Source organism: Streptomyces sp. NPDC020747 (assembly GCF_044334695.1).
Taxonomy (GTDB): domain Bacteria; phylum Actinomycetota; class Actinomycetes; order Streptomycetales; family Streptomycetaceae; genus Streptomyces.
Map to the genome: position 1 here is coordinate 59504 of NZ_JBIRTJ010000025.1, position 19957 is coordinate 79460.

The following is a 19957-nucleotide window of genomic DNA, read 5'->3' on the forward strand; positions in this document are numbered from 1 at the left end:
GGCCAGACCGCGTCCTGAGCCCTCGGCCGGGTTCGTGGATCAGCCCCGCCGCGGCTCCGCCGGCAGCCGCGTCCCGCCCGTCGGTTCCCGCAGGCAGCGCAACGCGAGTTCCGCGGGTGAGCCCGGGCCCTCGACGCCCGCGTCCGGCCGCCGCGGCGAGGCGGATCTCCGGCGGGTCGGCGGTGTCGCCGGCCGGCCGGGCCACGGGGGAAGGGGGAGTGCGGAACCCGCTTCTGAGGCTCGGGAGCGGTCAGTGCGGTTCCGGGCTCAGGAGGTGATGAGGTCGCCCGTGTCCACCGCCGCCTTGGCCTTCGCCGCGCGCTGGGCGTCGGCCGCGACCTCGTCGGCGGTCAGCACGTAACCCGTCTCGTTGTCGCTCGTGGAGCGGGCGAAGACGACGCCGTAGACCTTGCCGGTGGTGGTCAGCAGCGGGCCGCCGGAGTTGCCGGGACGGACCGTGGAGCGGATCGAGTAGATCTCGCGGGTGACCGGGTCGGAGCCGTAGATGTTCTGGCCCCTGGCGTTGATCTTGTTGGCGACGGTGGCCGCCTGGAGGTCGAGGCCGCCGTCCTGCGGATAGCCCGCGACCACGGCCGCGTCGCCGCGGGTCGCGCTGTCGTCGAAGGGCAGCACGGGCGCCTTCAGACCCGGCACGTCGAGCACGGCCACGTCCTTGTCCGGGTCGAAGAGGACGACCCTCGCCTCGTACGCCTTGCCCGTGCCGCCCACCCGGACGGTCGGCTCGTCGATGCCCGCCACCACGTGCGCGTTGGTCATCACGTGCTCTGGCGCGTACACGAAGCCGCTGCCCTCGCGGCCCTGGGTGCCGACAGCGCCCTCGACCTTCACGGTGGAGCGCTGGGCGGCCTGGGTGGCGGCCGCGGTGACGCTGTCCCCCGAGGGCTTGGCGACGCTGGCCGCCGGCTCGTTCTCGAAGGGGTTGAAGACCTGCGGGAAGCCCGCCTCCGTGAGCGCCGAGGTGGCCCGGGAGAACCAGGCCGGGGTGGCATCCGGCATCGAGTCCTGCACCGCGCCGAGCAGCGCGGAGTTCCGGATCGACGAGGTGACCACCGGCGAGGCGGAGGCGCCCAGGACGCTCGCGGCGACCCACGCCACCAGCATCACGGCGACCGCGTTGGCCGCCGCGCCGCCCACGCCGTCGACCGCGCGCAGGGGACCCCGGTCCAGTTCGCGCCGGAGCTTCACACCCAGTCGGCCCGCCAGCTCGTGGCCCGCGGCGGCGGGCAGCAGCACGGTGAGCACCGCGGTGACCGTCGCCGTCGTGGTCCCCGCCTCCACCAGGTCCATCATCCAGGGCAGCACCCATACGCCGATCACGGCACCGCCCACGAAGCCGGCCAGGGACACACAGCCCGCGACGAGCCCGCGCCGGTAGCCGGACGCCGCATAACCGAGGATCACCAGCAACAGCAGGATGTCGAGCAGGTCCACGGAGCTCCCTTTCTCTTGGGTCTCCTAGTACGTGCCGGGAGGGCCCAGTGATCAGGTACGCGCGCGTGGAAACCGGCCATCCGGCACGCGTGCGTGGACCTGTAGAAACGTCTCGGACCGGGACGTTGGTTCCACCGGGTGGCACAGCACACATCGCGGACGGCCCGACTGTCCCGGAGAGTGGATCCCATGTGCGCCCATCGAACCCCTCCGCCACACCGCGCCCGTGGCGCGCTGCGGGGGGTTCGCGCACGGTGGCGCAGGGTGCTCCGGCGGACCGGACCCGATGCCGACGGCGACACCGGGCCGCGTCCCTCGGCCGGCACCGGGCTCCTTCCGTCGGTCCTGGCCCGCATACCCCGCCCCGCGCGCGTGGCCCTCGCCTGTGTCCCCGGCCTGGTCGCCGTCACCGGTCTCGTGCTGTGTGCCGTGGGGGTCGACCGCACGCCGGGTGAGGCCCGGCGGCCCGTCGCGGCGCGGGCCGCAGTGGGGCACCAGGCCGCCCGGCCCCCCATCGTGCCGCGGGAACGCTGGCTGGCCGACGCCGCCTACACCCGGCCGCCGACCCGGTACGCCGGCCGCGTGACCGCCGTCTTCGTGCACCACACCGACTCGCCGAACGGCTACGACTGCGCCGACGCACCCAAGATCATCCGCTATCTGTACGCGGGACAGGCCGGGGTCCGGCACTGGGACGACATCGGCTACAACTTCCTCGTCGACCGCTGCGGCACGATCTACGAGGGCCGGGCGGGCGGCATCGACCGCGCCGTCGTCGGCGCGCACACGCAGGGCTTCAACGTGGGCACGGCGGGCATCGCCGCGATAGGCACCTTCACCGCGGGCGTGCCGGTTCCCAAGGCCATGACCGACGCCATAGCGGCCGTCGCCGCCTGGAAGCTCGGCCTCGTGGGCATCGACCCCCGGGCTCCGGTGCGGCTCGTCTCCACCAACAGCCTGAGCAAGTACCCGGCCGGCACCCGCGGAACCTTCACCGCCGTCTCCGGCCACACCGACGGCTACTGGACCGCCTGCCCGGGCGCCGCCCTGATGGCCAGGCTGCCCGAGATCAGGGAACACGCGGCCCACCTCCAGGGCAGGCGCTAGGGGCCGTCGCGCCCGGCTTCCGCCCGCCCGGCGGCTCCCCGTAGCGCTTCACAGGTACGCCACAGGCAGCTCACGGATCACCCCGAGCCACGCCTCCTAGCGTCGAGGCACGCACTGACCGGAGGTGGGGATCATGAGCAGTCGCAAGGAGCAGCAGACCCGGGGGACTTCGCTGTGGGCACGGGCCGCACGCAGCCCGTGGACCGTGGCCTGTGTGGTGGCAGCCGTCGTGGTGGGGCCGTCCGCCGCCACCGCGTCCGCACTGGACCGGGCGAACGCGGCACCGCCGATCGGCGCACGGAAGGACGGCACGCCCACGGCAGCCGCCTGGCCCACCGCCGCGACGGCCCCCGCCCACCAGATCCGTACGGCAGGCCCGCGCGGCTCCTCCTGGTGAGACGGGCTCTCCTGGTGAAGAGGGTTCTCCCGGTGGGACCGCCCGTCAGTCCGCGAACCGGTCCCACAGCTGTGGGAAGCGCTCCGCCAGCTGTGCCTGGTTCTCCAGGTTCAGCGCGGTGCCCAGCGGCTCGGGCGGCGCGGCCGGAATACCGAGGTCCGGGGCGACCGTGCCGGTGAGCTGCTCGTACGCCTCGTCCGCCGCGTAGCCCAGCTCCTCACCGTCCCCGTCGACCTCGTCGTCGAAGTCCGTGAGGAGCTCGGCGAGCTTGTCGGGATCGTGCACGGCGGCCTCGTACACCTCCCGGCCCTGGCCGATCAGCCAGCAGCGGAAGAAGTCGAAGGCGTCGTCGCTGGCTCCGTCGAGCAGGATCCAGGCCGCGCCCCACAGGTCCCACATGTACGCACGGTTGTAACGGGCCTCGAAATGACGGGCGAAGTCCAGGACCATCTCGGGGTCCAACTGGACGAGCCGCTCCACGAGCACGTCGGCCTGCTCCTCGGGGTCGCCCTCGGCGGCCTCGCGGGTCGCGTCCACCAGCTCCCAGAACTCCGTCTCGTCCATCACGGGACAAGCATCGGGCCTGGACCGGGCCCGCGCACCCGGGGACAGGCAGATCGTTATGCGCGCACATGCCCACGGAATGCGCGCACATGCCCACGGAAAGCCCGACAGCAGATGTCCGCATTCGGCGCGATGCTCGGACCATGGAGACGACAGCACAGACCACAGCGCAGCAGTCCGCCCCGCGACTGAGGGGAAAGGTCGCCCTCGTCGCGGGCGCCACACGCGGCGCCGGACGGGCCATGGCGGTGGAACTGGGCCGCGCAGGAGCCACCGTGTACGTGACGGGACGCACGACCCGCGAGCACGTCAGCGAGGTCGGCCGGACCACCGAGACCATCGAGGGGACGGCCGAACTGGTCGACGCGGCCGCGGGCGCCGCCGGGCGGGGCATCGCCGTCCCGACGGACCACCTGGAGCCCGGCCAGGTACGCGCCCTCGTCGACCGCGTCGACCGCGAACAGGGCCGCCTCGACATCCTCGTCAACGACATGTGGGGTGGTGACGTCCTCCTCGACTGGTCGGCGGAGAAGCAGCCCGACATGTGGGACATGGACCTCGACAAGGGGCTGCGGATCATGCGCCTCGGCATCGAGTCGCACGTCATCACCAGCCATGTCGCCCTGCCGCTCCTCGTCCGCAACCCCGGCGGGCTGCTCGTCGAGGTCACCGACGGCACGGAGGAGTACAACCGCCGCTACCGCAAACCGTTCTTCTACGACCTCGCCAAGACGACCCCCATCCGCATGGCCCACGACCTCGGGGAGGAGCTCAAGGAACACGGCTGCACCGCTGTCTGCCTCACCCCGGGCTGGCTGCGCTCGGAGGCGATGCTCGACACCGCCTTCAAGGTCACCGAGGAGAACTGGCGGGACGCCTGCGCGCACGTCCCGCACTTCGCGATCTCCGAGACGCCCACCTATGTGGGGCGGGCCCTGGTCGCGCTCGCCGCCGACCCTGACGTGGCCCGCTGGAACGGGCAGTCGCTCTCCAGCGGCGGCCTCGCCCAGGAGTACGGCTTCACGGACGTCGACGGCTCGGCGCCCGACGCGTGGCGCTACCTGATCGAGGTGGAGTCACAGGGCAAACCGGCGGACGTGACGGGCTACCGGTAGCCCCCGGCGCTCGCTTCTCAGTCCTGCCTGTCGTAGTACGCCGCCGTCCGGGCCGCCGCCTCGGTGAAGCGCTCGCGGAGTTCGGACGGCTCCAGGACCTCCACCTCGGGGCCGAGGGAGAGGAACTGGCTGTACGCGACGTCGTACGACTCGACCGGCAGCGTGAGAGTCACCCGGCCCGTGTCGTCTGGCGGGCCGGCCGCCGCCAGGGCCTCCTGCGCGGAGAGCGGATCGACGGTGTGCCTCAGCCGCCGCGCGCCCGCCTCGGTGAGCCGCACGACGACCCTCGCCCGCAGGAGCGAGCGCGCGAACTGGGCCGCCCGCTCCGCCCAGAAGCCCGGCAGGTCGAACCCCTCGTCGCGGCTGAAGCGCTCCTCGCCGGGCTCGACCGACGTGAACCGGTCGATGCGGTACACGCGGAAGGATCCGGGATCGGTGACACGGGCGCACACGTACCAGACACCCGCCTTGAGGATGAGCCCGTACGGCTCCAACTCGCGCTCCACGTCGGTCTCCTGGCGCCGGTAGCGCGCGGTGATCCGACGGTCGTCCCACACCGCCTCCGCGACCGCGGGCAGCAGCTCGGGTGTCTTCGGCTCGGCGAACCAGGCGGGGGCGTCCAGGTGGAAGCGCTGGGACGCGGTGCGGGAGGCGTCCTTGAGGGAGGGGAGGAGGGCCGCGGACACCTTCAGCCGGGCGGCGGAGGCGGCGTCCTCAAGGCCCATCTCCCGGAGCGCGCCGGGCACGCCCGAGAGGAACAGGGCCTCGGCCTCACTCCTGGCGAGCCCGGTCAGCCGGGTCCGGTACCCGCCGATCAGCCGGTACCCGCCGGCCCGGCCGCGGTCCGCGTACACCGGGACGCCCGCCTCCGACAGGGCCTGCGCGTCCCGGGTGATCGTCCGCTCCGACACCTCCAGCTCCCGAGCGAGCTCGGAGGCGGTCATGGAGGGCCTGGCCTGAAGAAGCAGCACCATCTTGATGAGGCGGGCAGCACGCATGTGTTCATGATGCCGGGTGGCCCGGTGGGGGTGGGTGGGGGCTGCGCGACCAGCCCCCACCCACCCCCACCGGCAGTCGAACTACAACCCGTACCGCTCCCGCGCTTCCTTCACCGCGGACGCCGGCACCTCGCCGCGCCGCGCAAGCTGCGCCAGCGCCGCCACGACGATCGACTGCGCGTCGACACCGAAGTGCCGGCGGGCGGCCTCACGGGTGTCGGACAGGCCGAACCCGTCCGCGCCGAGCGAGGAGTAGTCCTGCTCGACCCACTGCGCGATCTGGTCGGGCACCTGCCGCATGTAGTCGGAGACCGCGAGGACGGGCCCCTCGGCACCCTGCAGCGCCTGACGGACGTACGGCATCCGGTCCTCGCCGCGCAGCAGCGCCGCGTCGGCCTTCAGGGCGTCCCGCCGCAGCTCCGTCCAGGACGTGGCGGACCAGACGTCCGCGGCCACGCCCCACTCCTCGGCGAGCAGCTTCTGCGCCTCCAGGACCCAGTGGATCGCCGTACCGGAACCGAGCAGCTGGATGCGCGAGGCGTTGGCGGCGTTCACCTGGACGCCCGCCGACTCCGCCGTGTTGAAGCGGTAGAGGCCCTTGACGATGCCCTCGTCGATACCGGAGGACGCCGGCTTGGCGGGCTGCGGGATCGGCTCGTTGTAGACGGTGAGGTAGTAGAAGACGTTCTGGTCCTCGCCGGGCGCGGCCTCGCCGTACATCCGGCGCAGACCGTCCTTGACGATCGTCGCGACCTCGTAGGCGAACGCCGGGTCGTACGACAGGGCCGCCGGGTTGGTCGCCGCGATGACCGGCGAGTGGCCGTCCGCGTGCTGCAGGCCCTCGCCCGTCAGCGTCGTACGGCCGGCCGTCGCGCCGACGAGGAAGCCGCGGCCGAGCTGGTCGCCGAGCTGCCACATCTGGTCGGCCGTGCGCTGCCAGCCGAACATCGAGTAGAAGATGTAGAACGGGATCATCGTCTCGCCGTGCGTGGAGTACGCGGTGGACGCGGCGATGAAGTCGGCCATCGAACCGGCCTCGGTGATCCCCTCGTTGAGGATCTGGCCGTCCTTGGCCTCCTTGTAGTACATCAGCTGGTCACGGTCGACCGGCTCGTACGTCTGGCCCTTCGGCGAGTAGATGCCGAGGGACGGGAAGAGGCTCTCCATACCGAAGGTGCGCGCCTCGTCGGGGACGATCGGCACCCAGCGCTTACCGGACGTCTTGTCGCGGACCAGGTCCTTGACCAGGCGTACGAAGGCCATGGTCGTCGCGACGTTCTGCGAGCCGGAGCCCTTGTCGAAGGCCGCGAACGCCTTGTCGGCGGGGGCGGGCAGCGGGGCGACCGCGTGCGTACGGCGGGCCGGGGCCGGGCCGCCGAGGGCCGCGCGGCGCTCCTGGAGGTAGCGGACCTCGGGGGAGTCGGCGCCCGGGTGGCCGTAGGGGACCACGCCGTCGACGAAGTCGCTGTCCTTGACGGGCAGTTCGAGCAGGTCACGCATCTGCTTGAACTCGTCCGTCGACAGCTTCTTCATCTGGTGGTTGGCGTTCTTCGAGGCGAAGCCCTCGCCGAGCGTGAAGCCCTTGACCGTCTGCGCGAGGATCACGGTGGGCACGCCCTTGTGCTCGACGGCCGCCTTGTAGGCCGCGTACACCTTGCGAGCCTCGTGACCACCGCGCGAGAGGTGGAAGCACTCCAGGATCTTGTCGTCGCTCAGCAGCTTCGCCAGTTCGACGAGCGCCGGGTCGGCGCCGAAGAAGTCCTGGCGGATGTAGGCGGCGTCACGGGTCTGGTACGTCTGCACCTGCGCGTCCGGGACCTCACGGAGGCGGCGGACCAGGGCGCCGGTGGTGTCCAGCTGGAACAGCTCGTCCCAGGCGTTGCCCCACAGCGACTTGACGACGTTCCAGCCGGCGCCGCGGAACTGGGCCTCCAGCTCCTGCACGATCTTGAAGTTCGCACGGACCGGGCCGTCGAGGCGCTGGAGGTTGCAGTTGATGACGAAGGTCAGGTTGTCCAGGCCCTCGCGGCTCGCGAGTGCGAGTGCCGCCGTCGACTCCGGCTCGTCCATCTCGCCGTCACCGAGGAACGCCCAGACGTGCGACTGCGATACGTCCTTGATGCCGCGGTTGGTCAGATAGCGGTTGAAGCGCGCCTGGTAGATGGCCGACAGCGGGCCGAGGCCCATCGACACCGTCGGGAACTCCCAGAGCCACGGCAGGCGCCGCGGGTGCGGGTACGACGGGAGGCCGTTGCCGCCCGCCTCCTGGCGGAACTTGTCGAGGTGCTGCTCGTTCAGCCGGCCGTCGAGGAAGGCGCGGGCGTAGATGCCGGGGGAGGCGTGGCCCTGGATGTAGAGCTGGTCGCCGGACCCGTCGGCCTCCTTGCCCTTGAAGAAGTGGTTGAAGCCCGTCTCGTAGAGCCAGGCCGCGGAGGCGAAGGTGGCGATGTGGCCGCCCACGCCGTGTTTCGCGCCCCGGGTCACCATCGCGGCCGCGTTCCAGCGGTTCCACGCGGTGATCCTGCGCTCCATCGCCTCGTCGCCGTCCACTACGGGCTCGGCGGCGGTCGGGATGGTGTTGACGTAGTCGGTCTCAAGCAGCTTGGGCAGCGCCAGACCGCCCGCCTCGGCGCGCTCCAGCGTGCGGCGCATCAGGTACGCGGCACGGTGCGGCCCGGCCGCCTTGGTGACGGCGTCCAGGGAGGCCTGCCATTCGGCGGTCTCCTCGGGGTCGCGGTCCGGGAGCTGGTCGAGCTCGCTCGGCTGGATTGCGGTGGGGTCGGTCATTGCGCCGCCTTCCGGATGCGGAGGGGGGTTCCCTCGTCGGTAAGGGGTTTCGGGGGTGCCCTTGGTCTTTGGCAGGACAGGGCGGCGGGCTCTGGTGGGAGCCCGCCGCCGACTCTAACTCGCTGATCGATGATCGATCAAAGGGTTGAAGGGCAAAACCTCTTGATCACGAGAAAGTAGGCACGGGGTGCCTTGGCGCCAGGCACCGGGTGCCTTGTTTTCGCAGGTCGGAGTGCGTCAGGAAGGCGTCAGGAGGGCTCGTTGCCCGTCCTTGGGGCGCAGCCCAGCACATGCGCCTTCACCAGCTCCGCGATCAGCGGGTCCCGGCGGCGGAACGCCTCCACCAGGGCCTCGTGCTCCTCCGCGTACGACTGCTGGACCGTGCCCAGCCAGCGGATCGACAGGGCCGTGAAGACCTCGATGCCGAGGCCTTCCCAGGTGTGCAGCAGCACGGAGTTGCCCGCGGCGCGGACCAGCTCGCGGTGGAACGCCACCGTGTGGCGGACCTGGCCGGTGCCGTCGGCCTTGCGGTCGGCCTCGTACAGGGCCGTGACGTGCGGTTCCAGCGACGAGCAGTCGGCTGCGAGCCGCTCGGCGGCCAGCTCGGCGGCGATGGCCTCCAGACCGGCCCGCACGGGGTAGCTCTCCTCCAGGTCCGCCGCGGTGAGATTGCGTACGCGTACGCCCTTGTTGGGGGCCGACTCGATCAGGCGCAGCGACTCCAGCTCGCGCAGGGCCTCCCGCACGGGGGTCTGGCTGACCTCCAGCTCGGTGGCGATCCGGCGCTCCACGATCCGCTCGCCCGGCTTCCAGCGACCGCTCACGATCCCCTCCACGATGTGCTCGCGGATCTGTTCGCGGAGCGAGTGGACGACGGGCGCGGTCATTGAAGCTCCTTCGGCGGGGGCACTTCGGCCCCGAGGGCGTTGACTTCTAGACAATAAGGCCGGGAGTCCGTCCGGGAAGGGCGCGCGGGGGTGCTTTGACGCAGGTGAGATGAGCCGCACACGGGGCTCCGCCCTGGTTCGCGGTGCGCGTCAGGGGCAGGGGGGACGGCTTCTGGTAGGGCGGCTGCGGGCCTGTGGGGGCGTTTGCGCAGTTCCCCGCGCCCCTGAGAAGCGGGGCTGCGCCCCTGTCGTTCAGGGGCGCGGGGCTGTGCGTTCGCGGTCCTGCCGCGGGGCGCGATCAGCCCTCACCGGCCCGCAGGTGGTCTCCCCGCGGTCGGGGAACGCAAAGGGCCCCCGTCCGGCGACGGACGGGGGCACCTCGTCGTGCGTTGCGGCGGCGGAGCCTACAGGCCGAGTTCCACCTCGAACTCGCCCGCCTCCAGGATCGCCTTGACCGCCGTCAGGTAGCGGGCGGCGTCGGCGCCGTCCACCAGGCGGTGGTCGTAGGAGAGCGTCAGGTAGGTCATGTCGCGGACGCCGATGACCGTGCCCTCCTCCGTCTCGATGACGGCCGGACGCTTCACCGTGGCACCGATGCCCAGGATCGCGACCTGGTTCGGCGGCACGATGATCGTGTCGAAGAGCGCGCCGCGCGAGCCGGTGTTCGAGATCGTGAAGGTCGCGCCGGACAGCTCGTCCGGAGTGATCTTGTTGGCCCGGACCTTGCCCGCCAGTTCGGCGGTGGCCTTCGCGATGCCGGCGATGTTGAGGTCGCCCGCGTGCTTGATGACCGGGGTCATCAGGCCCTTCTCGGAGTCCACCGCGATACCGACGTTCTCGGTGTCGAAGTAGGTGATCGTGCCCTCTTCGACGTTGATCCGGGCGTTGACGGCCGGGTGGGCCTTCAGCGCCTGGGCCGCCGCCTTCACGTAGAACGGCATCGGGGAGAGCTTGACGCCCTCGCGGGCCGCGAAGGAGTCCTTGGCCTGCGTGCGCAGCCTCATCAGCCGCGTGACGTCGACCTCGACGACCGAGGACAGCTGGGCCTGCTCGTGCAGGGCCTTCACCATGTTGTCGCCGATGACCTTGCGGATGCGGGGCATCTTGACGGTCTGGCCGCGGAGGGGAGAAGCCTCCAGGGTCGGCGCCTTCTTGGCGGTGCTCGGGGCGGCCGCGGCCGGAGCCGGAGCAGCCGCGGCGGCCTTCGCGGCCTCGGCGGCGGCGAGGACGTCCTGCTTGCGGATACGGCCGCCGACGCCGGTGCCCTTGACGGTGCCCAGGTCGACGCCGTTCTCGGCGGCGAGCTTGCGCACCAGCGGGGTCACGTACGCGCCGTCGTCACCGGAGGTCGCGGCCGGAGCCGGGGCCGGGGTGACGGGAGCGGCCGCGACCGGCGCGGGAGCAGCCGGGGCGGGCTTGGGAGCCGGAGCCGCGGGCTGGACCGGAGCCGGTGCGGCGGCGGCCGGGGCGGCCGGAGCAGCGGGGGCCGGAGCCGGAGCCGGAGCCGGAGCGGGAGCCGCGGGAGCGGCCGGTGCCGGGGCAGCGGCGGCGGGCGCCGGAGCCGGAGCAGCGGGCGCCGGAGCGGCGGCCGGAGCCGCGCCCGGGGCGCCGATGACGGCGAGCTTCGCGCCGACCTCGGCGGTCTCGTCCTCGCCGACCACGATCTCCAGCAGCACGCCGGCGACCGGCGCGGGGATCTCGGTGTCGACCTTGTCCGTGGAGACCTCGAGCAGCGGCTCGTCCTCCGCGACCTCCTCGCCGACCTCCTTGAGCCACCGGGTGACGGTGCCCTCGGTGACCGACTCGCCCAGTGCGGGCAGCACGACGTCGGTACCGGAGGCGCCACCTGCCGGGGCGGCGGGGGCGGGCTCGGTGGCGGGCGCCGGAGCGGCGGGGGCCTCGGCGACCGGCGCCGGGGCGGGCTCGGCCGCAGGGGCCGGAGCCTCGGCGGCAGCGGGGGCCGGGGCGGCAGCGGGTGCGCCGGAGCCGTCGTCGATGACGGCCAGCTCGGCGCCGACCTCGACCGTCTCGTCCTCGGCGACCTTGATGGAGGCGAGCACACCGGCTGCGGGGGAGGGGATCTCGGTGTCGACCTTGTCGGTGGACACCTCGAGCAGCGGCTCGTCGGCCTCGACGCGCTCGCCCTCGGCCTTCAGCCAGCGGGTGACAGTGCCCTCGGTGACGCTCTCGCCGAGCGCCGGAAGGGTTACGGAAACCGCCATGGTTTCGGTTGCTCCTTACGAATTGCGGAAGTCTGTGTCGTCGCGGCGATGTGTTTCGACCGAGGGTCGGTCAGTCGTGCGAGTGCAGCGGCTTGCCGGCCAGGGCGAGGTGGGCCTCGCCCATCGCCTCGTTCTGGGTCGGGTGGGCGTGGATGAGCTGCGCGACCTCGGCCGGCAGCGCCTCCCAGTTGTAGATCAGCTGGGCTTCGCCGACCTGCTCGCCCATGCGGTCGCCGACCATGTGGACGCCGACCACGGCACCGTCCTTGACCTGGACGAGCTTGATCTCGCCCGCGGTCTTGAGGATCTTGCTCTTGCCGTTGCCCGCGAGGTTGTACTTCAGAGCGACGACCTTGTCCGCACCGTAGATCTCCTTGGCCTTGGCCTCGGTGATACCGACGGAGGCGACCTCGGGGTGGCAGTACGTCACCCGCGGCACGCCGTCGTAGTCGATCGGAACGGTCTTCAGACCGGCGAGACGCTCCGCCACCAGGATGCCCTCGGCGAAGCCGACGTGCGCGAGCTGGAGCGTCGGGACCAGGTCACCGACGGCCGAGATCGTCGGCACGTTCGTGCGCATGTACTCGTCGACGAGGACGTAGCCGCGGTCCAGCGCGACGCCCTGCTCCTCGTAGCCGAGACCGGCGGAGACCGGTCCGCGGCCGATGGCGACCAGGAGGATCTCGGCCTCGAAGGTCTTGCCGTCGGCGAGCGTCACACGGACGCCGTCCTGCGTGTACTCGGCCTTGTCGAAGAACGTGCCGAGGTTGAACTTGATGCCGCGCTTGCGGAAGGCGCGCTCAAGAAGCTTGGAGCTGTTCTCGTCCTCCACCGGCACGAGGTGCTTGAGACCCTCGATGACCGTGACGTCGGTGCCGAAGGACTTCCACGCGGAGGCGAACTCGACGCCGATGACGCCGCCGCCCAGCACGATCGCGGACTGCGGGACGCGGTCCAGCGTCAGCGCGTGGTCCGAGGAGACGATGCGGTTGCCGTCGATCTCCAGGCCCGGCAGCGACTTCGGCACGGAGCCGGTCGCGAGGAGCACGTGACGGCCCTGGACGCGCTGTCCGTTGACGTCCACGGAGGTGGGGGACGAGAGCCGGCCCTCACCCTCGATGTACGTCACCTTGCGCGAGGCCACCAGGCCCTGGAGGCCCTTGTAGAGGCCGCTGATCACGTCGTCCTTGTACTTGTGGACGGCGTTGATGTCGATGCCCTGGAAAGTCGTCAGGACACCGTACTGCTCCGCCTCGCGTGCCTGGTCGGCGATCTCGCCGGCATGCAGCAGGGCCTTGGTGGGAATGCAGCCGTTGTGCAGGCAGGTGCCGCCGAGCTTGTTCTTCTCGATCAGGGCGACGTCCAGGCCCAGCTGCGCTCCGCGCAGGGCCGCGGCGTAGCCGCCGCTACCACCGCCGAGGATCACTAGGTCGAAAACGGTGCTGGCGTCGTTCGCCACGTCACGTCCTCCATGCATGTGCGCCGTACGCCGGTCTGCGTCGACCGGGCGGCGGCTGGTGTCCGGCCGCTCTTTCTTCGGCCCTGAGGTGGGCCCTGTCCTGCCGAGAACCCATCTTCGCACTTGTCGGCGCCATGCGGGACGCCGGGCCTGGCTGTGAGACGTCTGATCGATCACACGGTGCCCCATAAGGGGCGCGGTGCCGAGTCGGAGCCGCCGTGTGGGCGCGATCAGCCCCACCGGTCCGCACCCGCAGTGCAACGGGTGCGGACCGGTGGGGCCGGGCGGGCGTCAGCCCAGGTCACCCGCGGCCGTGATCTCCGCAAGCCGCACCAGCGTCCGCACGGCCGACCCCGTACCGCCCTTGGGCGTGTAGCCGAAGGGACCCTGCTCGTTGAAGGCGGGACCCGCGATGTCCAGGTGCGCCCAGGTGATCCCCTCGCCGACGAACTCCTTGAGGAAGAGTCCGGCGACCAGTCCGCCGCCGTACCGCTCGCCCATGTTGGCGATGTCGGCGGTGGGGGAGTCCATCCCCTTCTTGAGGTGGTCGGGCAGCGGCATCGGCCACGCCGCCTCGCCGACCTCCTCGGCCGCCTCGTACACCGCCGTACGGAACGAGTCGTCGTTCGCCATGACGCCGAACGTCCGGTTGCCCAGCGCCAGCATCATCGCGCCGGTCAGCGTCGCCACGTCGACGATCGCGTCCGGGGTCTCCTCGGAGGCCTTGGCGAGCGCGTCGGCGAGGACGAGCCGGCCCTCGGCGTCGGTGTTGAGGACCTCGACGGTCTTGCCGCTGTACATGCGCAGCACGTCGCCGGGGCGGGTCGCGGAACCGGAGGGCATGTTCTCGGCGAGCGCGAGCCAGCCGGTCACGTTGACCTCGAGACCCAGCCGCGAGGCGGCGACGACCGCGGCGAACACGGCGGCGGCGCCGCTCATGTCGCACTTCATCGTCTCGTTGTGCCCGGCCGGCTTCAGTGAGATGCCGCCCGAGTCGTAGGTGATGCCCTTGCCGACGAAGGCGAGGTGCTTCTTGGCCTTGGAGGAGGTGTACGACAGCTTCACCAGGCGGGGCGCGGACGCGGAACCGACACCGACGCCGAGGATGCCGCCGTAGCCGCCCTTCTCCAGGGCCTTCTCGTCGAGCACCTGCACCTTGATGCCGTGCTCCTTGGCCGCGGCCTGCGCGACGGCCGCGAAGGCCTCCGGATTCAGGTCGTTCGGCGGGGTGTTGATGAGGTCACGGGCGCGGTTCAGCTCCTCGGACACGGCGGTGGCGCGCTCGATCGCGGCCTTGAACGCCCTGTCGCGGGGCTTGCCGCCGAGCAGCGTGACCTCGGCGAGCGGGGCCTTGCCGTTCTTGGCGTCCTTCCCGCCGTTGCTCTTGGCGGTCTCCTTGTAGACGTCGAAGGAGTACGCGCCGAGCAGCGCGCCCTCGCCGACGGCGCCCGCGTCGGCGGCGTCCTCGATCGGCAGGGCGAAGGCGGCCTTCTTCGAACCGGCGAGGGCACGTGCGGCGACACCGGCCGCCCGGCGCAGGGTCTCCCCGGAGAAGGAGCCGTCCTTCTCCGGCAGAGCACCGAGACCGACCGCCAGCACGAGCGGTGCCTTGAAGCCGGACGGAGCCGGCAGCTTCGTCACCTCGCCCTCGCCGCCCGAGGCGCCGAGGGTCTCCAGAACGCCGGCGAACTTCCCGTCGTACGCCTTGTCCACGGCCTCGGCGCCAGGTGCCACGACCAGGTCCCCGGACTTGGGCCCGGTGCCCTTGGCGACACCGACGACGATGGCGTCGACCCGCAGGCCGGGCGCCGCGGCGGTGCTGAGAGTGAGAGCAGTCACGGTGGTGAAATCTCGCTTCCATTGAGTTGCTGTGGCCGTCAGGGGTGACGTCGGCCGGGGCGGTGGAGTCCCGGGCACGAGCCTACGCGCGGTGGCGCGTTTCGCTCATTCCAGCGGCCGTTCATCCCCATGCGGTGCCCTGGCCGCTTATCACCCCTCACTTCTGTGACCTGAGCCACGCTCCTGCCGTTTGCGATGAGTAACCCACTCGTTGCTTTGCGTGATTTCCGCGGATCCTCCTCGAAACGACCATCAGGGGATCTTGTTGGGGTAGGGGCGAACATGGCGCAGAGTGCGCGCAGATGGAGAAACGCGGCCGTTGTCATGGCGGCCGCCGGTCTGCTGAGCCTGGGGCTGGGCACCCCCGGAGCGTCGGCGGCGGAAGAGCCGCGCATCGATCTGTTGGTGCTCGTCGTCGACAACGGCGACAGCCCCGTGGAAGCCGTCACGGAGGAGCTGAAGACCACCGGCATCCCGTACACGACCGTCGACCTGAACGACTCCGACCGCCCGGCCATCACCGAGGCGTTCCTGAGCGACACGGTGAACGGCACGCCGCGCGCCAGGTACCAGGGCGTCGTGCTGCCCAACGAGGCGCCGTTCGGGGCGGGCTATCTCGGCTGCCTCGACGGACCCCTCGCGTTCGAGGACAACTCATCCTCCGTCCAGGAGAGTTACGGCTACGTGGCCCGGCCCCGCGCGGGCTTCACCAGCCACGTCGACACCGCCGTGCCCGGCGGAAGCGGCCGTCGCAGCCTGGTCGGCGAGTACGCGCACGACGGACGCCGCGAACTCGTCGTGACCTTCGCCCACAACCACTACCAGCAGCAGTTCCGCGTCCTTGCCCGCGGCGTTGTCGAATGGCTGACCCAGGGCGTACACCTCGGTCAGAACAGGAACTATTTTTCTGTCCATGTCGACGGCGTCTTCGCGCCCGACAGCCGCTGGGACACCGAACGCAACTGCACACCCGGCGACTTCGACTGCGTGGGCGATGACGGTGAGAGGACCACGCCGATCCGTATGACGGCGGCCGACGCGGTGTACGCCGCCCAGTGGCAGCGGGACAGCGGCTTCACCCTCGACATGGTCTACAACGCCGGGGCGGGGGAGGAGCGGAAGAGCGAGAACGGCGACGGCTCGACCCGGTACGTGAGCCGCGCCGACATCTCGACCGAGATCAGCGCCAACAACCTGTGGGCGGCGAGCCACGGACTGCCCGTCGACACCAGCGAGTTGGTGACCGGCTTCGAGTCGTACATCCTCCCGCAGGAGGCCCGCACCGCCCTCGGCCACGCCGTGGGCAACGACCCGCGCCCGCACTACGTGCACCGGTCCAACCTGGCCGAGGACCGGCTGCTCCACCCGGTCCTGGACAAGGTGCTCGCCGACCACCGCGCGCTCTACGCCGACAACGCCCTGCTGGAGAACCCGCGGCAGAGCGCCGTCGGCACCGAGCTGAAGCGCCGCGCCGCCTGGCAGGAGGCCGTCGCCGGCGGTGACGTCACCGCGTACCGCGTCGGCACCACCGTCACCGCCCCGTCCGGGACGCAGATCCCGGTGACCGCACCCGAAGGGACACTCAAGCAACTCCTGCTCGGCACCACCGCGTTCGGGACGCCCTACGCGGGAGAGCGATCGGCCTGGACCACGCCGGACGCTCTGCAGACAGCCCTCACCCCGAGACTGCCCGCATAACGGAGACAAGCGCCGCAGCACGACGCGCGCCCCGGCCAAGACCGGCCGGGGCACGCCACCGAGCCGTAAGAAATGTTCCAGGGGGAACACGCATGATGAGCACAGGACGTCATGTCACCATGCTCACGGAGGGCACGTATCCACTGGTCCACGGCGGGGTCAGCACCTGGTGCGACCAGCTCGTGAAGGGGATGCCCGAAGTCGGCTTCAACGTCGTCTCACTCTCCGGCAACGGCCGCGAGCCCGTGACCTGGGAGCTGCCGAGCAACGTCTACCAGCACACGTCCGTACCGCTGTGGGGCACGCTGCAGGGATCGCGGCGCGCACCGCGTGGCCCCGCCCGCCGCCGCTTCGTCGACACCTACGAGCGGTTCCTGCTGTCCTTCCTGGACCCGGAGGCGCACTGCGACTTCGGCGAGGCCTTCTACGAACTCGCCCAACTCGCCCGTGACGGACGGCTGTCGGCGGCCCTGCGCACCGAGACCGCACTGCGCTCGCTGATGTGGATCTGGACCATGCCGCACCTCCGGATCGCCCAGGCCTGCCCCACCGTGCACGACGCGCTGACCGCCACCGACCTGCTGGAGCACGCGCTGCGCCCGCTGGGCGTCCGGCTGCCCGAGAACTCCGTCTCGCACGCCACCGGCAGCGGTCTGGCCACCCTTCCCGCCCTGGCCGCACGGCAGTTGGACGGCACCCCGTTCCTGCTCACCGAACACGGCATCCATCTGCGCGAGCGCTACCTCGGCTATCGCAGCGACGCGCAGCGGTGGCCCGTCAAGGCCCTGATGCTCGGCTTCTACCGAGAGCTCAACACCCTCGGCTACCAGGCGGCCGACCTCATCACCCCGTGCAACCAGTACAACCGCCGCTGGGAGGAGCGCGGCGGCGCCGACCCGGACAAGATCCGTACGGTCTACAACGGCGTCGACCCGGCCGCCTTCCCGCACGCCGGACCCGAGCCGGACGTACCCACGCTCACCTGGTGCGGCCGCGTCGACCCCATCAAGGACCTCGAAACGCTGCTGCACGCGTACGCCATGGTGTGCGCCGAACTCCCCGAGACCAGGCTGCGGTTGTTCGGCCCGGTGCCGGCCGGCGGAGAGGCGTACAAGACGAAGCTGGAGAAGCTCGCCGCCGAACTCGGCGTCACGGACGGGCTCAGCTTCGAGGGCCGGATCAGCGAGGTGTGGCGGGCCTACGCGGCCGGCCATGTCGTGATGCTCTCCTCCATCTCGGAGGGCTTCCCCTTCGCGATCATCGAGGCCATGTCGTGCGGCCGGACCACGGTCTCCACCGACGTGGGCGGCGTCAGCGAGGCGGTCGGCGACACCGGGCTCGTGGTGCCGCCGCGCGAGCCCGAGAAGATGGCCGCCGCCGCGCTCGTCCTGCTGCGGGACGACGAACGACGCCTGGAACTGGGCCAGTTGTCCCGCCGGCGCGTCATCGAACGCTTCACGCTCCGACGCTCCGTGGACGCCTTCCGGACGATCTACCAGGAACTCGCGGGCCTGCCCGAGGTGTACGAGCCCACGCTGGAGACCGTCGCCGACTGGACCCTCGAACTGCGCGACCCCTGGTACCAGGCCGTCGCGACGGACGGGACCGGCTGGTGAGCGGATCGATCCGGATGCCGCCGGGCTCGCGGTCCGACACCCTGCCCCATGTGCCGCGCCAACGCCGTCCCAGCTGGGCGGAGCCCGACCCGGTGGACGAACTCGCCGGACGACTGGAGGAGTTCATAGCCGCCGCCGTCCACCCGGACGAGATAGCCGCGCTCCTGGAGTCCGACGGCATGTCGGACGACCGGATACGCGAGAAGTACGGCTGCAAGGACTCCTTCTCGCTCGCCGAGGAACTGTACGAGCGGTCGAGCGCCGCCATCCCGAACCCTCGGTACCGGCCCACGACCCCTGGGAGATCGGCCTGCCGGGCTGCCTGTTGAGAGGCGTCGTCTTCGCACTGCCCGGCCTCGGCCACGTCCTCGGAGCCCCTCTCCTCGCGGGCCCGCAGGACGGCCTCGGGCTCCCCGCCGGTACGGTCCCGCTGCTGGCCGGGGCCCTGTGCGGCTACGGCCGCAGACCGCGCGCGGAGGTCGTCCGGGACCTCACGCGGTATCGCGACTGGTACGGCGTGGACGGCGCCTTCCTCGACCAAGTCACCTCAGGGCTGGGCGACTTCGGCTACTACCAGCGGCTCGCCACGGCCGCCTGGGGGCGGGCTGCACCACCCTCGCCCTCAACCACGGGGCGCCGCCGCATCCCGCGTACGCCCGCCTCGCCGACGTCCTCGTCACCTTCGAGGGCACGTGGGAGACGTACCGCACCCTCCGCCCGGCCCCCTTCACGGGGGGCCGTACCCGCCAGTGCCACCTGGTCCACGGCGTGCCCCCGGGCGAGGGGGCCCACCCGTGGGGCGCACTGCCGCATGCCTTGCAGGCGGGCTGAGCTCTTTGGCTGGGGGTGAGGGTTTCGGCGGTTTGCGATGTGAAGGTCGTCCGTTGCTGGAGTGCGCAGTTCCCCGCGCCCCTGAAACCGAGGCTGAGCCCCTGTGCTTTTGTCTTTTAGGGGCGCGGGGAACTGCGCAACCAGCCCCCACCGCGGGCCCGCGCTGTCACCACACCGCAAAAACCACCAGCGCCGCCGTAGCGGCAGTTTCGGCCAGACCTCCGAACACGTCCCCGGTGACCCCGCCGAACCGGCGAACACAGTGCCGCAGCAGCAGCTCGGCGCACCCGCACGCGGCGGCCACGGCGGCCACGCCCAGCCCGAGCCCGTACGTCCCGAAGAGCAGCCCCGCCCCCGCCGCGAGGGCGGCCACACCGGCCATCACCGGCACAGCCCCCCGCAGGGGAACCGTGCCCGCGACCGCGGCCCCCAGCCCCTCGGGCCGAGCCGGCGGCACGCCGACACGCGCGGCCAGCGTGAGCGCGCCCCGGGCGACGGTCGCCGACACGACGGCAGAGAGGGCCCCCCAGGCCCAGGAGGCCCCGTACGCCTCGGCCAGCGCCGCCACCTGGGCGAACAGCACGAACACAAGGGTGATGACACCGAACGGCCCGATGTCCGACTGCTTCATGACGCGCAGCGCGTCCGCCGCCGGCTTGCCGCTGCCCAGCCCGTCGGCGGTGTCGGCGAGCCCGTCGAGATGGAGGCCGCGGGTCAGCACGGCGGACACGGCCACCCCGGCCACGGCCGCGAGCAGCGGCCCCGCGCCGAGGACCAGCAGGAACAGACCGAGCGCCGCGGCGGCGAGACCCACGACCAGCCCGGCGACGGGCGCGCACAGCATCCCGGCCCGCGCGGCCTCACGGTCCCACCGAGCCACCTTCACGGGCAGCACGGTGAGCGTGCCGAAGGCGAAACGGAGGCCGTCGGGCCAGGAGGCTCCGGGAGTTTCCGGCGGGGGCATGGACACCGGCGCAGGTTACCC

15 protein-coding genes are annotated in these 19957 nt (G+C 71.6%); 6 read left to right on the forward strand and 9 right to left on the reverse strand.

Features of this window, described 5'->3' with window-relative positions:
- Positions 1-267 precede the first annotated feature (267 nt).
- Positions 268-1452, reverse strand: coding sequence for a MarP family serine protease (locus tag ACH4YP_RS44055; protein ID WP_398496949.1), 1185 nt, complete (start codon positions 1450-1452; stop codon positions 268-270).
- A 372-nt stretch (positions 1453-1824) separates the two neighbouring features.
- On the opposite strand from ACH4YP_RS44055, the gene ACH4YP_RS44060 reads away from it, so the two are divergent.
- Positions 1825-2559 (forward strand): peptidoglycan recognition protein, encoded by a 735-nt coding sequence (locus tag ACH4YP_RS44060; protein WP_388470088.1) that lies wholly within the window; start codon positions 1825-1827, stop codon positions 2557-2559.
- A 133-nt stretch (positions 2560-2692) separates the two neighbouring features.
- A complete protein-coding gene (locus tag ACH4YP_RS44065; RefSeq protein WP_398496951.1) occupies positions 2693-2956 on the forward strand; it encodes a hypothetical protein in 264 nt (87 codons plus the stop codon).
- Between the two features lie 45 nt (positions 2957-3001).
- On the opposite strand, the gene ACH4YP_RS44070 is transcribed toward ACH4YP_RS44065, so the two are convergent.
- Entirely contained in the window at positions 3002-3520 is a 519-nt protein-coding gene (locus ACH4YP_RS44070) for a DUF4240 domain-containing protein (RefSeq protein WP_361072399.1), read from the reverse strand.
- A gap of 143 nt (positions 3521-3663) precedes the next feature.
- Between ACH4YP_RS44070 and ACH4YP_RS44075 the strand changes: the two genes are divergently transcribed.
- The gene (locus tag ACH4YP_RS44075) at positions 3664-4635 is read left to right on the forward strand and encodes an SDR family oxidoreductase (RefSeq protein WP_398496953.1); all 972 of its coding nucleotides are present in this window, start codon (positions 3664-3666) and stop codon (positions 4633-4635) included.
- 17 nt (positions 4636-4652) lie between these two features.
- Here ACH4YP_RS44075 and ACH4YP_RS44080 read toward each other — a convergent pair whose 3' ends face one another.
- The 6 genes from ACH4YP_RS44080 to ACH4YP_RS44105 form a co-directional block, all read right to left on the reverse strand.
- Entirely contained in the window at positions 4653-5633 is a 981-nt protein-coding gene (locus tag ACH4YP_RS44080; RefSeq protein ID WP_398496957.1) for a helix-turn-helix transcriptional regulator, read from the reverse strand.
- 81 nt (positions 5634-5714) lie between these two features.
- Positions 5715-8420: a pyruvate dehydrogenase (acetyl-transferring), homodimeric type gene (gene aceE, locus ACH4YP_RS44085; protein WP_398496959.1), complete on the reverse strand. Its 2706-nt coding sequence runs from the start codon at positions 8418-8420 to the stop codon at positions 5715-5717.
- Between the two features lie 248 nt (positions 8421-8668).
- A complete protein-coding gene (locus ACH4YP_RS44090; RefSeq protein ID WP_361073125.1) occupies positions 8669-9307 on the reverse strand; it encodes a GntR family transcriptional regulator in 639 nt (212 codons plus the stop codon).
- A 404-nt stretch (positions 9308-9711) separates the two neighbouring features.
- Positions 9712-11529, reverse strand: coding sequence for a 2-oxoglutarate dehydrogenase, E2 component, dihydrolipoamide succinyltransferase (gene sucB / locus ACH4YP_RS44095; protein WP_398496961.1), 1818 nt, complete (start codon positions 11527-11529; stop codon positions 9712-9714).
- A gap of 70 nt (positions 11530-11599) precedes the next feature.
- A complete protein-coding gene (gene lpdA, locus ACH4YP_RS44100; RefSeq protein WP_398496963.1) occupies positions 11600-12988 on the reverse strand; it encodes a dihydrolipoyl dehydrogenase in 1389 nt (462 codons plus the stop codon).
- Between the two features lie 291 nt (positions 12989-13279).
- Entirely contained in the window at positions 13280-14827 is a 1548-nt protein-coding gene (locus ACH4YP_RS44105; protein WP_361073026.1) for a leucyl aminopeptidase, read from the reverse strand.
- Positions 14828-15109: 282 nt separating this feature from the next.
- On the opposite strand from ACH4YP_RS44105, the gene ACH4YP_RS44110 reads away from it, so the two are divergent.
- From ACH4YP_RS44110 to ACH4YP_RS44120, 3 genes are all read left to right on the forward strand, one after another.
- A complete protein-coding gene (locus tag ACH4YP_RS44110; RefSeq protein ID WP_398496965.1) occupies positions 15110-16525 on the forward strand; it encodes a hypothetical protein in 1416 nt (471 codons plus the stop codon).
- Positions 16526-16617: 92 nt separating this feature from the next.
- Positions 16618-18141, forward strand: coding sequence for a GT4 family glycosyltransferase PelF (pelF, locus tag ACH4YP_RS44115; RefSeq protein ID WP_398496966.1), 1524 nt, complete (start codon positions 16618-16620; stop codon positions 18139-18141).
- Positions 18138-18470, forward strand: coding sequence for a hypothetical protein (locus tag ACH4YP_RS44120; protein ID WP_398496968.1), 333 nt, complete (start codon positions 18138-18140; stop codon positions 18468-18470). The genes pelF and ACH4YP_RS44120 overlap by 4 nt, the downstream gene beginning before the upstream one ends.
- Positions 18471-19138: 668 nt before the next feature.
- Here the strand turns inward: ACH4YP_RS44120 and ACH4YP_RS44125 are convergent.
- Positions 19139-19936 (reverse strand): adenosylcobinamide-GDP ribazoletransferase, encoded by a 798-nt coding sequence (locus ACH4YP_RS44125; RefSeq protein WP_398496996.1) that lies wholly within the window; start codon positions 19934-19936, stop codon positions 19139-19141.
- Positions 19937-19957: the final 21 nt, after the last annotated feature.

What these genes read in the sequence shown, in the direction of transcription:
- ACH4YP_RS44075 (WP_398496953.1), top strand. Translation starts at nt 3,664, where the DNA reads ATGGAGACGACAGCACAGACCACAGCGCAGCAGTCCGCCCCGCGACTG.
- ACH4YP_RS44110 (WP_398496965.1), top strand. Translation starts at nt 15,110, where the DNA reads ATGGCGCAGAGTGCGCGCAGATGGAGAAACGCGGCCGTTGTCATGGCG.
- sucB (WP_398496961.1), bottom strand. Translation starts at nt 11,529, where the DNA reads ATGGCGGTTTCCGTAACCCTTCCGGCGCTCGGCGAGAGCGTCACCGAG.
- ACH4YP_RS44080 (WP_398496957.1), bottom strand. Translation starts at nt 5,633, where the DNA reads ATGCGTGCTGCCCGCCTCATCAAGATGGTGCTGCTTCTTCAGGCCAGG.
- ACH4YP_RS44070 (WP_361072399.1), bottom strand. Translation starts at nt 3,520, where the DNA reads ATGGACGAGACGGAGTTCTGGGAGCTGGTGGACGCGACCCGCGAGGCC.
- ACH4YP_RS44125 (WP_398496996.1), bottom strand. Translation starts at nt 19,936, where the DNA reads ATGCCCCCGCCGGAAACTCCCGGAGCCTCCTGGCCCGACGGCCTCCGT.
- pelF (WP_398496966.1), top strand. Translation starts at nt 16,618, where the DNA reads ATGATGAGCACAGGACGTCATGTCACCATGCTCACGGAGGGCACGTAT.
- ACH4YP_RS44090 (WP_361073125.1), bottom strand. Translation starts at nt 9,307, where the DNA reads ATGACCGCGCCCGTCGTCCACTCGCTCCGCGAACAGATCCGCGAGCAC.
- ACH4YP_RS44065 (WP_398496951.1), top strand. Translation starts at nt 2,693, where the DNA reads ATGAGCAGTCGCAAGGAGCAGCAGACCCGGGGGACTTCGCTGTGGGCA.
- aceE (WP_398496959.1), bottom strand. Translation starts at nt 8,420, where the DNA reads ATGACCGACCCCACCGCAATCCAGCCGAGCGAGCTCGACCAGCTCCCG.